The sequence below is a fragment of the Ruegeria sp. AL12 genome, from assembly GCF_056540885.1.
In genome coordinates, this window is sequence record NZ_JBQFXN010000013.1 from 22643 (window position 1) to 37582 (window position 14940).

The window sequence follows — 14940 nt, forward strand, 5'->3', positions numbered from 1 at the left end:
CGGTCACAAACGCTGCCAAAGCTGGTGCGCGATCTGATCCAAACTGGCCGGATTGGAAAAGGCTGAAATCGTCAACGTCGCACACCATGCATCGTCACCGATCGGCACCAGCAAGCCCTGATCCAGCTCCGCTGAGATCGACGTTTCGGGCATCCAGGCAAATCCGCTGCCGGTCATCAATCTACGTTTGATCGTTTCGACCAGGCTATCGACATATATCGTTTCGGTATTCTGGGGTTTCCGGTCAACGGTGTTTTCAACGACCATGCCCAAGAAGGACGATCGGTCATAGGCCAGATAGGGGATCGGCGGGCCATCCTGCCGGGACAAATCCCAACCCAGTGTCCGCACCGGCTGAGCGGCAGCCACCGGTATCAGACGGTCCTTCAACAGATCCTTACGCTCGAACGCGGTTTCGTCGATCATGGGCGAGACAGTATGGTGATAGTAGCACAGCAGGATATCCACCGCGCCTTCGACCAAAAGATCACAGCAGGTGCTCAGAGAATCGGACAGGACGCGTGTGCGCAAATCGGGGATCTGTTTCTGCAACTCTTCTATGCGGGTTGCCAAAAAATTAACCGCAATGGTGTGCAGAACCGAAAACCGGATGAACCGACTGTCGCCCCGGTCGGCGTCCCGCAGGGATTGGCGGGATTCAGACAGCTGTGAAATTGCCGCCTGGGCAACAGGCAGGAATTGTTTGCCGGCCTCGGTCAATTGAACCGGATAGGTTGCCCGATTGACCAAAGGCAGCCCCACCCAGCTTTCCAACGCTTTGATTCTGCGACTGAATGCGGATTGCGTGATGTTACGTTCATCAGACGCACGGGTGAAGTTCAAGGTCCGGGCGAGGCATTCAAAATCGCGTAGCCAATTCAGATCCAAAGCGTGTCCCCGCTTGTGAAAGAGCATTTTCAGCAAGGGTACAGAAAACTATGCAGAAACAGAATAGTTTGATGAAATGTTCGAATTGGCTCTCGGAAAAGCTCCTGTTCTAGACTTCCGGGCAGGGTGTGGCGGTTGGCCTTGTTTTCAGCCTCCCGTCCGAATGTGTCGCCAAAGGCAAGTTGGCGCGCCCCTATTGCGCGACGGGAAAATCGAACAACGGAAAGAACGACGCCGAACCACGGCGCATTTCAACAGAGGAGAAGACCATGAGAACCAATCTGAAAAAGCTGGGGATGGCTGCTGCGCTCAGCGTCTGCGCTGTGCCGGCATTCGCAACCGAAGAAGTGAAAATCGGCGTGCCATCCTGGACCGGTGCCCAGGCGATTGCCCATGTACTGGGCGCAGTCGTGGAAATGCGCATCGGGGGCAAAGTGGAATATGTGCCCGGCAACAACGCCACGATCTTTCAGGCGATGGATCAGGGCAAGGGCGATATCGACGTTCATCCCGACGTTTGGCTGCCCAACCAGGAAAGCTTCACCAAGAAGTATGTGGACGAAGCGGGCACCGTCACCCTGTCATCGAACCCCTACGAGGGCAATCAGGGTTTCTGCGTCAGCAAAGACTTTGGTGAAGCCAACAACATCACCGACATCGCCGATCTGGGCCGCCCGGATGTGGCCGCATTGATGGACAGTGACGGCAATGGCAAAGGTGAAATGTGGATTGGCGCGCCGGGTTGGGCTTCGGCCAACGTGAACGAAGTCAAAACCCGCGACTATGGTTTACTTGATTTCATTGAGCCGATACGTGCCGAGGAAAGCGTGAAAACCGCGCGGATCAAGGACAGCATCGCCAAGGGCGAAGGCTACGCCTTTTATTGCTACAAGCCGCATGCCGTCTGGTACATGTTCGACGTCCAGATGTTGACCGAGCCACAATTCGACCCGGCAAAATACGTGATGGTCCAACCGTCTGATGACCCGGACTGGTACAACAAATCCAATGTTGCGACCAAGGACGCCCTCAAGAACGTGCAGATTGCGTGGTCCAACACGCTGCCAGAGCGCTCTCCGGCGATTGCCGATTTCTTGGCGAATTTCGCATTGACGGCGGATGATGTCAGCGAGTTCGCCTATGAGATCAGCGGCAAGGGCCGCGACCCGGCGGACGTTGCCCGTGAATGGGTCGAAGCGAACCCGGATCGTGTCGACGCCTGGCTGGGTCTCTGATCTCTCGTCCCAAACAGGGTGGCGGCGATGGACGGCGCCACCCAGATGCGCACCTCTGGGGGACTTATGAGCGACGATACCGTTATTGAAATCTCGAATGTCTGGAAGATTTTCGGGAGCAGGCCCGAGGTGGCGCTGCAGGCAATCCGCGACCGTGGATTGGACAAAGCCCAGGTGTTGGCGGAATACAACTGCGTTGTCGGCGTCGCGGATGTCAGTCTTTCGGTCAACCGGGGCGAGATATTCTGCATCATGGGCCTGTCAGGCAGCGGGAAGTCCACTCTGGTCCGCCATTTCAACCGGCTGTTGGAACCCACCGCAGGCAAGATCGAAATCGAAGGCACGGACGTGATGGCCCTGGGCCCGAAAGAGCTTCAGCAGTTTCGCAACAACAAGATTGGCATGGTCTTTCAGAACTTTGCGCTGATGCCGCATCGGTCTGTGCTGGACAATGTCGCAATGCCGCTGGAAATCCGGCAGGTCAGCAAGAATGAACGCATGCGTCAGGCCGCGGCTATTCTGGATATCGTCGAACTCGGAGCCTGGGGATCGAAATTCGCCCACGAGCTGTCCGGGGGAATGCAGCAACGTGTGGGCCTTGCCCGGGCACTGGCAGCGAACCCGGATGTGTTGTTGATGGACGAACCGTTCTCGGCGTTGGACCCGTTGATCCGTCGGCAATTGCAGGATGAGTTCATTCGACTGAGCAAAATCCTGAAAAAGACGACGATCTTCATCACCCATGATTTGGATGAAGCCGTCCGCATCGGGAATCGGATCGCGATCATGCGCGACGGCAAGGTGGTGCAGATCGGAACGGCCGAAGACATCGTCATGAACCCCGCCGATGACTATGTCGCCGATTTCGTGGCGGGTATCTCAAGGCTCAAGGTGGTGCGTGCCCACGCCGTCATGCGGCCCATACCGGAACATGTCGCGACCCATGGCCCTCTACCCTCGGACGCCCCGCGTGTGAATGAAGGCGAAAACCTGAGCACGCTGATCAATCTGGCAATCGACACCGACAGCGCGATCCTTGTGGAGGACGGCGGCGTGGATGTTGGCGTCATAACCCGTGCCGATCTGTTGCGCACCGTGATCGAAGGAACCGAAGTGTCATGAGTTCTTCAGATGTGAACCCGCTGGAAGATACCGAGAGCGAAGCAGCCCAGGCATATGCCGAAGAGCGGCGCGAAAACATCCGAGCCTTTGTTCGCACCAGCCCCGACTATTACATCCGCAACTTCGACAAGATCGGCGCGTCGTCCCGCTTTACGCCGACTTTCAATCTGATGGCCGGGTTGTTTGGCCCGGTCTGGTTCGGTGCACGGGGCTTGTGGTCATGGGCGTTGCCATTTCTGATCCTCGAAACAATAGCCTACGTGCAGATCGCGCGCGGGTTGTTCGGCGACCTGGCGGCCGAGGCAATGGAACGCATCGCGTCAATTGAAGGGACGCTTGAGCTGCGCCGACAGCAGTTGGCCGCTGCCATCGAAAACAATTCGGACAAGATCGACGTCTATCAGCGAACGGTGGACTCGCTCGAGGAAAACATAGGTGGCATCCGCGCCGAAGCCGAAGCAATGGCTGCTGAAGGGCCATACATCGTTCTGACCGGCCTGATCATTCTGATCATCGTCAAGCTTGTTCAGTCACAGGTGGCAAACTGGGCGCTCGAGGCGCGTTTCTCGGAATGGCTGTCAGATCGTTCAATCCGATCTGCAATGCCGGTATCGCAGATCGTGTTCAGCGCGATCTTCATGGCGCTGATCGTTGCTGCGGCGATGATGCATTACAGCTTTCCGGGGCGTTTCTCGTTGCTCAGCCATTTCCCGACAGACCCCAATATCCGCCTGACCAGCATCACTTGGGTGGAAGATTTCATCGCCTGGTGCGTGCGCAACAGCGAAGCGTTCTTTGACGGGCTGACATTCGGTATCCGTACCCTGCTGGACGCGCTTGAGGTCATCTTGGTGCAGACGCCATGGATCGTGATCGCCAGTCTCATCATTCTGCTGACATGGCTGACTGCGGGCGTCAGCACGGCAATCTACTCGGGCGCGTTTCTGGCCTATATGGGGCTTTTGGGCTTTTGGGAGGGCGCAATGACCACGCTGGCCTTGTTGGGGACAGCGGCGTGCCTGTCTATTGTCATCGGAATTCCACTGGGCATGTTCGCGGCGCGTCGCCCTCGGTTCTATGCTTTCATCCAGCCGATCATGGATTTCATGCAAACCATGCCCGCCTTTGTTTTCATGGTCCCCGTGATCGCGTTTTTTGGTGTCGGCAAGCCGGCGGCAGTCGTGGTCACGATGATTTTCGGTGGTACGCCCGTGGTGCGCCTGACCGTCCTGGGCTTGCGTGGCGTGCCCGAAAGCGTGCGCGAGGCGGCGATCAGTTTCGGCGCCAACAAATGGTATCTGCTCACCAAAGTCGACTTGCCGCTGGCAAGCCCATCGATCCGGGCGGGGATCAATCAGACAATCATGTTGTCACTGGCAATGGTTGTTGTTGCGTCTCTGATCGGTGCCAAAGGGCTGGGCGAGGATGTTCTTGAAGCGTTGCAATACGCGAATGTGGGCCAGGGTATTCTTGCGGGGTTCTCAATCCTGTTCTGTGCCATGATCCTCGATCGGATTGTGCAGGGCGGCCGGAAATGACACCCATCGTGTTTGTTCACGGGTTCCTTGGCGGCAGTCGGCAATGGCAGCGGCAGGTCGAGGCCTTGCGGGGTTACGATGTCATCACGCTGGATCTGCCGGGTTTTGGCGAAAATGCGCAACGTGACGCGTTTTGCAGCATCTCGGGATTCGCGAACTGGGCGCTGAATGAGCTGAAGATGCGCGACATCGAGACATGCCACCTGGTTGGTCACTCGATGGGTGGAATGGTCGCGCAGGAAATGGTTGCCCGTGCGCCCGAACGTGTTGACCGTTTGGTTCTTTATGGCACCGGGTCCGTAGGAGTGCTGCCCGGGCGGTTTGAGACCATCGACACTTCGAAAACCCGTGCCTGTGCAGACGGGCCAAAAGTGACGGCGCGGCGGATTGCGGCAACCTGGTTTCTCGAACGCGAAAACGCCTTGGAATATGAACTTTGCGCCGCGATAGCCCAGAAAAGCAACCTGAAGGCCATGCTGTCTGGTTTGGATGCGATGCATTCCTGGAGCGGCGCTGAAAACCTGCCGGCAATCAGGACCAAGACGCTGATTATCTGGGGGGATCGTGATCGCACCTACCCATGGAGTCAGACGGAACAGCTGTGGCAATCCATTCCGAATGCAAACCTCGCGGTGATACCAAACTCTGCACATGCGACGCATCTGGAAAAAGCTGAACTGTTCAACGGGATATTGCGAGATTACTTGGTTGCCTGATGCATTGTGCCAAACCAATGAACCGGTCAGTTGATGCCATTCCGCGGAAATCCGGATGATCAATTGGGTCGAACGCCATGGTTTGTCAGATAAACCCGTTGATCGGCAGGATTTTCCGTATCAACACGTCGCTGCAAAACCACCAATTCGTGGCCTGATATTCGGCAGGGCCCCAAATACGCTTGCGTCCCTGCCCTCATGCTGGATTCGTGACAAAAGCTACCTTCGCACCATCTGTGCACCCAATCCAACGGCACTGCGCAAACCGATCAGATTTGCAAAACACGGACGTCCGGCATGGACCGGATCGTGGCCAGATCCTGTTCGTAAAGCTCTGTGAACGCTTCAACTATGTCGGAATTCCAGCCCGGCAAGTCGAGCTCTTCCTCGATCTGCTCCGGCCGGGCGTATTCGTCCAGAATATTTGCCATCTCTTCACGTCGGCGGCCGTGATCGATGGCGTCCCCTTTTCTCACGATGTCCAATACATGACGTTGTCCAGCTTCTGTCAAAAGGGAGGACAGGAATGCAAACTCTTCATGAAGTACAGCCTCATCAGGCAGTCCAGCCACGGCGCGGATGATATCCCCCCAGATAAGCGGGGAATTCTCGTGTTCCCACAAGGTGAGCTGAACCTGAGGCGCAAGATCCCGCAGGTCTTCGATCATGCCAAGCCAGCTGAGGCAGCTTAAATCGGTGCTGGCCAGAATGTCCCGCCGATGGTCTTCATGGATCGAGGCCAGAATCTTTGGTATAAAAACCCCGGGGTTCACCAGCCCTGCAAACACTTGAACCTGCACGCCGTCCAGCAGAGTGTCCGTATGGGCTGTTCTATTCCCCGCAAACGGATAGATCTGGCCGTCTTGCAGCGCAGTGCGCCTGGGGCCAAAGAACTTGTCGCTCGATACAACCGCGCGGTCCAGATTCTGGTTTCCGGCAACAAGCTCGGACAATCTGTTCCGTGCGTCTGCATCAGATACACCCTGCAGAATCGAGTCAGACATCACTTTGACGAATAGCCGGGACCGCCGCGGCCCCAGAACCGCAGTTCGGTATTTGGCAAGTACGCTCCTGTTCGCGCCAAGCGAGGACATCACCAGCCCTTCATCCGAAAAGGCAACACCGGCGTGGATGGCAACCTGCATTTTTTCCTTTACCCCTTGGCTTTTCTGCATTGCCGCGTCCGTTACCACTCGCGAGATATTTGCAACGGATGAATTCAGCGTTTTTTGCACGTTCTCAAGAAATCGGGCAATGTCTAAGTTTAGGCTAAAATTCAGGCTTGCAGTCTACTGCCAGAGGAAGTAATCGACAGCCAGTGCCCCTATAGCTCAGCTGGTAGAGCAACTGATTTGTAATCAGTAGGTCCGCGGTTCGAGTCCGTGTGGGGGCACCATAGCATCCACTAAGCCATTGTAAAGCATCAGCTTTATCTCATGATGGAGCTAAGGTAGTGCGTGGCGGAGAACAAAACTGCACCCCACTCATTTGTCAAAGATGGCGTTTTCTACTTTGTGCGGATAGTCCCGAAGGATCTGAAGCAACTCTACACGTCGTCGAAAATCTCACACCTACTGAGAACAAGATCAGCTTCAGTGGTAGCATCACGGGCTACAAGAGCTGCACAACAGCTTAACGAATAATGGTATCACCTTCGGGTCAAGGACAGCGACTTACCGGGCAAACACATGCTTCGACGGCGCAATACGCCAATGCCGCTCCGGTGACGTTCGTTGCGTTTTCCACTATGCGGGAGACGGTCAAGCTATCGAAGGCTGTGGCCATCTATTTTCGACTGAAGGGCCATACCCAAGTGCCTGTAAGACCGCGTTGCGTAGAGGCCCTTGGTGATGGCGCAGAGTGCAGCAACCGTCAGATCACAGCCCATCGCAGTCACCATGTGCCACCGCTCCGCCAGCTGAACTTGCGTCATCTTTGGTATATCAACCTAATTTGCTCACTGCGGCACGAGGAAGTTCGATCCGCTTCTATTAAACAAAGTAAAGGTTCTGAGTTCAGAAATCTGTGGCCGCCGACAATAAAGATGTGACGCATCCGCAAAATGCGTGACCTTGCCGTCCAGACCATATGGGATTCAGCGTCTGCAAAGGCCCGAAAGCTGACGTTAAATAAAACTCTTGGAAGAGGGCTTCGAGCCCAGGGCAGACTAAGTGAATTTTAATCCAAGTCTAACACCAATCATCCCTGAGGTGTGTACCAGATAGGCGACGTATAAGCCCTTTCTTGTATCGACCAAGGGGCTTCGTCAGGGATTTCTGTCCCGAACACCTTGGCATCGTATGTCGTCCAGCGCGGCGTTGGTATGGCCAGCACTCTGACGTAGTAGAACGCGCTTTGCGTCGGGTCGTAGTCCGGGTCTTCCCAATATCCGGCGAGAATTGCCTGGCCGATGTCATTTGTCCAAGTCGCGTTTTCTACATCCACCGTATTGCCAACCGGGCCGTCACACGCCGCGTTTACAAGTTCACGCTCGCCGCAAGCAACATCATAAATACGTTCCGACGTTGTGCCGTCACTGTTCAGCCAGCCTTTGACAATCTGAATACGGTCGAGGTTGGCCCCATCGGGGTCGCGGAGAGCACGGATGAGAAATCGCGGAGATCGACCATCACTATCCACTGGCAAATCCGCCCCCATAGGGACGCCACTTTCATATCCATACGCGGCAAAATCCGCACGTGTTAGGTCGGTTTCGTCGAATTCATATCCGGCAAATACGCGAACACGCATGCGCGGCCCCGTGGTTGCATAGACTTCTTTCCGAGCAAAAGCATCCCAAATGGCCTCGCGGGTGTTTTCCCTTGCCCAAACGGCCGCCAAACCCGACGCCGAAGTCTGCCATGCATATTGTGCAACACTCTCGTCACCACCAATACCGCCGACGACTTCTTCAAATCGGATCGGGTCAGCAGTAGGTTCAACTGCCGCGACTTTCCCGAAGAAATTGTCCTCGCCAACCGTGGACAGCGATGTATGAGCATCAGTTGAGCCGATCACGCCAAACTTGAACGGGTTTGTCCCAGTTTCCGCCTCGTATCCCAGCCCCCGCCGCAAGGCTGCCCGTGCATACTCGCGTGGAAGCATCTCCGGTGTCTTGGGCTCTGGTCCAAGTTGTCCCTTGTCCCACGTTTCAAAGTCGGCAAATTCATCGTCTGGTGACAGCATGGGATGTGCTTCGCCGTCACCTTTCATTTGTGTGATTTCGTAGATCGGTTCCCACTTGGCACGCTGTTTGAAATACTCAACATCGAACGGCTCACCAGACAAGCGCACTTCGTCGAACATCAACCCGTTGGACAAATTGCCATTGTGCGGGATCGCGAGCAGCTTTTGGCCTGTTGTCTCTTCGGCTTGTTCCATCCATGCCCAAAGGTCTTCGGGGTCGAAGCTATCAAAGTTCGAGAACGGGATGATCTTGTCAGCACCCTCTTTGCCACCATTGAATATGACATTCCTGTGCAGGTTGTTCCGCTGTGGGTTTGAGGTCCACTCGAACCCGATAAGCGCAGTAAACAAACCCGGTTGATTATGTGCCTCAGCGGCTGAGGTAATGTTGCTCCACGCTGTTTGGTAAATCTCCTGATAATCCGCCAAGGGGTCTGTGCCAGTGGACTTGGCTTGGCTCCAAATCGACCATGCGCCAACCGGATCACCGGCCTCGACAGCAGCGTTCAGTTGCTGGCCAAACTCTGTAGAGAGCAACGTGGCATCTTTGGCTGAGAGCAGCGGCGCAAGACCAAGGTTCTCGGCGTGATCGGCAATAACCAGAAAATCCAATGGTCGGCGCAACCTCGCTTCGACACCGGTGCTGGATGTAACGACTTCGCCTTTGGCAAACCTGTACGCTTCATCAGGGCCAAGTACATTCCCGATCATCCCAGCATCGGCAGAGTATGATGTATGCAAATGGGTGTCGCCGAAAAAGACCTGATTAGGGAAGTTTTGTTGTGGGTAAGGGGAATACTCTCTGTCGCCGGGTTGAGTGCTTGGGATGTCCTCGGCATACGCGACAGCAGTAAACGCAACACTCAAAATAGATGCTAAACGGAACATTTCCTAACCTCTTATTTTGTTCAGAGCTTACAACGCTCAATACAAGTAACCCTGACGCAATACCTAAACTGTTTTCGCCTAGCATAGCTGCCGCTAAAGAAAACTCTGCCAATGATGGCTGCGAGCCCAAAGTACTGTTCAAGCAATAACTAAAGCATACGACTGTACCGAAGTCTCAAATAGAAATGGTATTTTAAGTAGGTTTGCTTGAGAAGGCCGGAGTTCCATCATTTTTGGCAGTTCGACGACGCGCAATCTCCTGTCGAATTAGATCTATGTGCAAACGTGCATCATATGCTCCCTGGCGGTATGCGAGAGGCAGATTCAGATTTGCAAGGGCGGTGTCCACTTCTTCGATACTTTTGGCGACCTCTTCGACTTCAGTTGAGGTCTGTGCCTTGCCGAGTTCCTCCTCAAGCGCAGCGATGCGCTGATAAAAACGCCAGACCCGGCGCTTTTGAAACCACACGTAACTGGACGGGACGATCCGCAGAAACGGTACTAAGAACAACAAAGGCAACAGCAATAACAATACGCTGCCAAACTGCGCCGCTATCCAATATGGCAGGACGCCATGCAAAAAGTTTGGCCCAGAGTTTATAAGTTCTGTGGCAATCTTGTTTAATGGTACAGGTGGCGAAGCCGTGTTTGGATACTCGCGCGCACTTTGCAAAATATTAGGTTCGCTATGAATGTTCTTTGCTGCATTTACTAACCTATCGGTTACTGCAGGGTGCAGATCGGATGCGGCGATAAGTGAAGCTCGCAATGCTAAGATCTTAACATCCTCTGGTGGTCTCGGAGGGTCGAGTGTGATTGATCCTGCCGGCACAGTTACCGAATTCGCTCCGGAAAGTTTCAATGCAAGGGCGTCGACCAAAGCCATAGGGACAAAAATGATTTCTGGATCAAAAATTGCATCCATGAGGTAAGGTGCATCGAGTGGAGCGACAAACAACGCTGCATCCGCTTCGTTGGCATACAACGCCTCTATCGCATCATGCCCCCCGACATCGACGAGGTCTATGCCGACATTTTGCAACCCAGCGGCCTCAATTAGCGCTAAAGCGGCGGCGCGAGTACCAGACGCCTGAGATCCTGCAGCTAAGCGTATGTCTCCCCATTCTCCTGCATTAGCTCCGACTGGACTGGACTTTCCGCGGAACACCACCATGGGTTCAAGAAAAATGGCACCCAGAGACTGTAAGCTTTCGTCCTGAGGGAGTTCGAGGCCGCCTTGAACAAATGCGGCATCCACTTCGCCAGAAACAAGTCTCTGAATATTCTCAACGGACCCTTCGGTTTCTACTAAAACTACCTGAATGCCGTCACGTGCAAGTTCTGCTTTGTAGAGTTGTCCAACTTGCCAATATCCCCCGCCGTTTATGCCAGCAGCTAGCTTAATACTGTTGGGCGGCTTCAAGCCAAAGATCAGAAAAACAAGCAAACCGACAAATATAATCGGAAAGAGAATGAAAAGAGCTAAGCGCATTTATTCTCACATTCAGATGATCGGAATCGATAATTCGTTCTCATTTGATAGCAATCTTTTTGCCAACGAGAAACCGATCACAGTGAGTAGCACTCGAAAGTTCGAGTTCTGCGGTTCAAGTATCCCGACACATTTAGTGGGTGCGCAAAAAACCAAGTACGCTTGAAGGAGTTTGAAATCAAAAACTGGCTGTCGCAGCAAAGCGCAGAGCTTAAGCGCCACTTTCAATCCAAATATTACTCGACCGGTGACCAATTCGTGTCTGGATCATAGGCAGAAATTTCAGCTGCAATACTAAGTGTTTCCGGGCCAAAATCTGCCTCGTAGACTATGCCGTTTTCGCCAACCAGAAAGGAATGGATGCCAGTTTCTCCATAGTCTGCCGGTATTGCCAGCAAGGCATGTCCTGCAACAAAGTGATCCCCGACAAAATAAGAGTAGGCACCCCCCGGAGCGTTAGGGCCCTGCTCTTGCAGGATTGTGTAATAATAGCCAAGAAACGGTTGGGCTTCATAGTCAACCTGACCGTCACTCCACCCCGAAGCTGCGGCGCGGGCAAGCGCTGCACCGACAAAGCTGTCTTTTCCAGGCAAGAAGAGTCCGTTTTGCTCTTCCGGATCTGAAATGATCGTCTGAGCGAATTCCATAACGCCGTTCCCGTTATGGTCCACAAGCCGGAAAGCTGCCTGCAGATCGACATAGGCCTCAAGCAATTCGATCACTTCCAACTCATTCAAACCTATTTCGCGGGCTGAAAGCTCTTCGATCCCTGCTTCCAGGTCAAAGCGCCAACCGTCATCTGTACGCAGAATTGGAATTGGAAAAGGCCAACTGTCTTCACCCAGGAGAAGTACAACCCCTTCATCCTCAGGCTGAAAGCGATACCCCTCAGCGTACATGCTTAGCACTTCCTGCCTTCTTTCTTGGTCTTCCGCCGGATCGCCCGTTCCCACCAAGTCTTCGGCTTCAGGACCAAAAACTTCGAGCATCTTGCTCTGATCATTGGCCTTCAACGCACCAACAAAAGCATCCAGTGCGGATTGCGGGGTATCGAAGTTGGCCCCGCCAGAGAGGGCCGGGCTTGCACTCCCGGCGAGCAACAAAATTGTAAATACTGATCTACGCACCTTACCGTCTCCGCTTGCCTTTAGCTGCATGTCCACGCTTGGACGCGCTTTGCGTTCTGCTACCGGACGCTTTTTTCTTCATCGCTTGCCCTTTGGATGCCTTGGGCTTGCCCTGCGCCGATACGGCCTTCTTCGCCAACGGCTTCTTCGCAGTCTGCGGTCTTTGCGCGACTGGCTTTTTCGTAGCATCTGGACGTTTGGTGCGATCAATAGCCTGTTGCTTTGCGGCGACCTTGTCCCGATTAGCGTTGCCACGGTTCACCAAAGCCCCGCCTGCTACAGCCCCTGCACCGACCGCAGCCGCGGCCGCCCCGCGGTCTAGGCTAATATCCGCAGCACCAGATTCTCGGCTCAACTTTGCACGCAGTTCATCGGTGCGACCGTCAGGACGGTTAACCGGCAAGTCGCCACGGCCACCTTCAGGTCTTTTGTGGTCCGCTATTTTGTTCCGGGCCTCCTGTTGCCGGTCAGGATCGGGATTCCATCCGATATTCGTTCGGTCACCTAAATCTATATCATTGCCAATATTGACGTTGCCATCTACGTCAATATCTATGTCTGGATTTCTATAAATTGGACCCCCGCCCCAGCCACCACAATTTCGGCACCCCCAATAGTCGTACCAATCATCGTCGTCGTCAAAAATCTCGTCGATCAGGGCGACAGTGCCAAAAGTCAGTAATGCAGCGCCCACAACATCCCCGGTTGACGGGCCAGTGTAAACTGTCTCGGGATTGTATTGTGGGACGTATACCGTTTCGGGCTCTGTCGGTGTAATTATCACTGTGTCGTCGTCAGATACTTCGACAGTTTGCTCGGGCCCTGAAACAAGAGCGCCGCTGTCAATTGCCTGATCCCGCATGACCTGCACCGCATCCATCACATCATCGGACTGGGCCAACATGGCTGTGCCGACTGTCTCGGTCCAGTCAATATGGGTGGCCATCTGACCAACAATTTCCGGGAATGCCGTCGCCAACACACTGACGGAAGGATCCCATCCCATTGCTTCGATTTCCAGCTCAAGCTCAACAGGGTCGCGGTCGGTGTTGTCCAGCAGATACCGTTCAGCCTTAACAATTTCCAACGGCTGGGTGGCCGCGACAAATATCTGTATGAGAAGCGTGTCGGGATAAAGAGCAACCGGGGCGACCAATGTCTGCAACTCAGCGTCAGTTAGCAGGCTGGACGAGGTCGCAGAGTTATCATCTTTTGCCGCTACGTCTTCGGACGACTCTTGCGCTAACGCGGAAGTAGATACGCAAATACCGAATGCAATTAATAGAAACCTGAACATATTGCGATCCTTCGATTTCTTGAAGGATCACCTAAGACCGCGATTCTGGCAACCAATCAGTCAAATAGACTGTTGTGGGATAATTATCGGCACCCAGCCAAGTTTGAGCGAATGGCCTCTTTGGGCTCAGAGCGGTCGTTCGCTGCGTTCCGCATGAATGACCGCTCTGCGGACAAAGCAGACTTTGTCATCCGCAACAACTATCGCCATTCTGGATCGGCGGGCAAGGCACCGTTGCATAGGAGCAGTAGACACAACAATCCCCTTCCAATGGTTTCAAGACTGCTGCGCAAGACTTGCATTCATAGAACCACTGGCAAGCATCCGTCGGCATTATTTCGGTTTCGCTGTGACCGCATTTCGGGCACGTCAGGGTGCTTTCAAGCACTACAGTTTGCTCTGTCATTGTTTCACATCTGCATTATCAGGTAATTGTTGATCCGGGCCTCGTTAAAGACGACGACCCAAGCTAACGCGGTGATTGCGGTCGTCCCCGAAAGCCACCATTTCAACTTTGATAGGGAACCTCGCTGATAAGATACAAGCCACGATATCGCGACAAGCACCGTCGAAATCGTCAATACGTAGTAGCTTGCCGCCGCGATCTTTCCGAAAACAGCCAACCAACTGCCTCCTAGTCCCAGCAACATCATTGTCATGGGCAATACACAGCAAGTCGCAACGCCAAGTGCTGACAGTGATCCGAGATACCTAACGCTAAGGTACTTCTGCATTTCATTCCCTTGATCAATTTGAGGTGTTGAAACGACAGCCATTGGTATAACTTCTGTAGTCGCTACAGGATCAAGACGGAAAAACTCACATGTTTGCGATTGGGGAAGCATCCCGGCAAAGCGGTGTCGGCATTGAAACGATCCGCTACCATGAGCGCGAAGGGATCGTGCCCAAACCAGAACGGGCACCGAATAATCGCCGGATGTACTCTGCGCACGATGTTGGAAGACTTCGTTTCCTGAAAAAATGCCGTGATTTGGGCTTTCCGCTAGCCGATACAAAGACGCTTCTCAGCCTGTCCGAAGGCGACGGAGAGAATTGCCGGCCCATAAAAGAGCTGGCTGAGCTTCATATCTTCAATGTGCGTGAAAAGATAAACGAGCTGAAGCGATTGGAAGCGGCGCTGAGCGAACTCACAGCCAACTGCGACAGCGGGAATGTCTCTTGCCCCATGCTCTCAAAACTGCGCACCGACTAGTGAAACTTCGGGCTCGACGCGGTCATTCGCAGTATCTTCGTGAGCGTCTGCTCCGCGGACAAACCCGCCGTTCTCTACGAAAACGGATAGGCATACCTTTTGAATAATCGCTTCCACGGTCTTTGGTCAATTCGAGATCTTAGTTAACGATCATTCCACGGCACGTTTACAGGTATTAGGCAAGTTGCCGGTTCTAACAATCTATGAACGTGGTAGTGTTTTCGAGCCAACTTGCGGG

At 53.9% G+C, this 14940-nt stretch carries 14 protein-coding genes and 1 tRNA gene; 7 read left to right on the plus strand and 8 right to left on the minus strand.

From position 1 onward, the window contains the following. Nucleotides 1–3 precede the first annotated feature (3 nt). Nucleotides 4–915: a LysR family transcriptional regulator gene (locus tag ACR0C6_RS19720; RefSeq protein WP_480620793.1), complete on the minus strand. Its 912-nt coding sequence runs from the start codon at nucleotides 913–915 to the stop codon at nucleotides 4–6. A gap of 242 nt (nucleotides 916–1157) precedes the next feature. On the opposite strand from ACR0C6_RS19720, the gene ACR0C6_RS19725 reads away from it, so the two are divergent. From ACR0C6_RS19725 to ACR0C6_RS19740, 4 genes are all read left to right on the plus strand, one after another. Continuing rightward, entirely contained in the window at nucleotides 1158–2123 is a 966-nt protein-coding gene (locus ACR0C6_RS19725) for an ABC transporter substrate-binding protein (RefSeq protein WP_480447645.1), read from the plus strand. A gap of 66 nt (nucleotides 2124–2189) precedes the next feature. Then, the gene (locus tag ACR0C6_RS19730; protein WP_480447644.1) at nucleotides 2190–3245 is read left to right on the plus strand and encodes a quaternary amine ABC transporter ATP-binding protein; all 1056 of its coding nucleotides are present in this window, start codon (nucleotides 2190–2192) and stop codon (nucleotides 3243–3245) included. Beyond that, nucleotides 3242–4783 carry an ABC transporter permease gene (locus ACR0C6_RS19735; RefSeq protein ID WP_171641806.1) on the plus strand — a complete coding sequence of 514 codons (1542 nt, stop codon included), beginning with the start codon at nucleotides 3242–3244 and terminating at the stop codon, nucleotides 4781–4783. The genes ACR0C6_RS19730 and ACR0C6_RS19735 overlap by 4 nt, the downstream gene beginning before the upstream one ends. After that, on the plus strand, nucleotides 4780–5499 hold the full coding sequence (locus ACR0C6_RS19740) for an alpha/beta fold hydrolase (RefSeq protein ID WP_480620777.1): 720 nt from the start codon (nucleotides 4780–4782) through the stop codon (nucleotides 5497–5499). The genes ACR0C6_RS19735 and ACR0C6_RS19740 overlap by 4 nt, the downstream gene beginning before the upstream one ends. Before the next feature lie 269 nt (nucleotides 5500–5768). Here ACR0C6_RS19740 and ACR0C6_RS19745 read toward each other — a convergent pair whose 3' ends face one another. After that, nucleotides 5769–6674 (minus strand): hypothetical protein, encoded by a 906-nt coding sequence (locus ACR0C6_RS19745; RefSeq protein ID WP_171230775.1) that lies wholly within the window; start codon nucleotides 6672–6674, stop codon nucleotides 5769–5771. Nucleotides 6675–6819: 145 nt separating this feature from the next. Here ACR0C6_RS19745 and ACR0C6_RS19750 point away from each other — a divergent pair. Further along, nucleotides 6820–6895 (plus strand) — tRNA-Thr (locus ACR0C6_RS19750). A 61-nt stretch (nucleotides 6896–6956) separates the two neighbouring features. Beyond that, nucleotides 6957–7142 carry a DUF6538 domain-containing protein gene (locus tag ACR0C6_RS19755; RefSeq protein ID WP_480620779.1) on the plus strand — a complete coding sequence of 62 codons (186 nt, stop codon included), beginning with the start codon at nucleotides 6957–6959 and terminating at the stop codon, nucleotides 7140–7142. A gap of 122 nt (nucleotides 7143–7264) precedes the next feature. On the opposite strand, the gene ACR0C6_RS19760 is transcribed toward ACR0C6_RS19755, so the two are convergent. The 6 genes from ACR0C6_RS19760 to ACR0C6_RS19785 all read right to left on the minus strand — a co-directional run bounded on the left by ACR0C6_RS19760 (nucleotide 7265) and on the right by ACR0C6_RS19785 (nucleotide 13895). Beyond that, on the minus strand, nucleotides 7265–7432 hold the full coding sequence (locus ACR0C6_RS19760; protein ID WP_480620781.1) for a hypothetical protein: 168 nt from the start codon (nucleotides 7430–7432) through the stop codon (nucleotides 7265–7267). A 266-nt stretch (nucleotides 7433–7698) separates the two neighbouring features. Continuing rightward, entirely contained in the window at nucleotides 7699–9573 is a 1875-nt protein-coding gene (locus ACR0C6_RS19765; RefSeq protein ID WP_480620783.1) for a DUF3604 domain-containing protein, read from the minus strand. 193 nt (nucleotides 9574–9766) lie between these two features. Beyond that, nucleotides 9767–11065: a TAXI family TRAP transporter solute-binding subunit gene (locus ACR0C6_RS19770; protein WP_480620785.1), complete on the minus strand. Its 1299-nt coding sequence runs from the start codon at nucleotides 11063–11065 to the stop codon at nucleotides 9767–9769. A gap of 236 nt (nucleotides 11066–11301) precedes the next feature. After that, nucleotides 11302–12192: a DUF2950 family protein gene (locus ACR0C6_RS19775; protein WP_480620786.1), complete on the minus strand. Its 891-nt coding sequence runs from the start codon at nucleotides 12190–12192 to the stop codon at nucleotides 11302–11304. A 1-nt stretch (nucleotide 12193) separates the two neighbouring features. After that, nucleotides 12194–13489, minus strand: coding sequence for a DUF3300 domain-containing protein (locus ACR0C6_RS19780; protein ID WP_480620788.1), 1296 nt, complete (start codon nucleotides 13487–13489; stop codon nucleotides 12194–12196). Between the two features lie 187 nt (nucleotides 13490–13676). Beyond that, the gene (locus tag ACR0C6_RS19785) at nucleotides 13677–13895 is read right to left on the minus strand and encodes a GDCCVxC domain-containing (seleno)protein (protein ID WP_083828990.1); all 219 of its coding nucleotides are present in this window, start codon (nucleotides 13893–13895) and stop codon (nucleotides 13677–13679) included. A 417-nt stretch (nucleotides 13896–14312) separates the two neighbouring features. On the opposite strand from ACR0C6_RS19785, the gene ACR0C6_RS19790 reads away from it, so the two are divergent. Next, nucleotides 14313–14702, plus strand: coding sequence for a MerR family transcriptional regulator (locus tag ACR0C6_RS19790; protein ID WP_480447758.1), 390 nt, complete (start codon nucleotides 14313–14315; stop codon nucleotides 14700–14702). The last annotated feature ends 238 nt before the right edge of the window (nucleotides 14703–14940 follow it).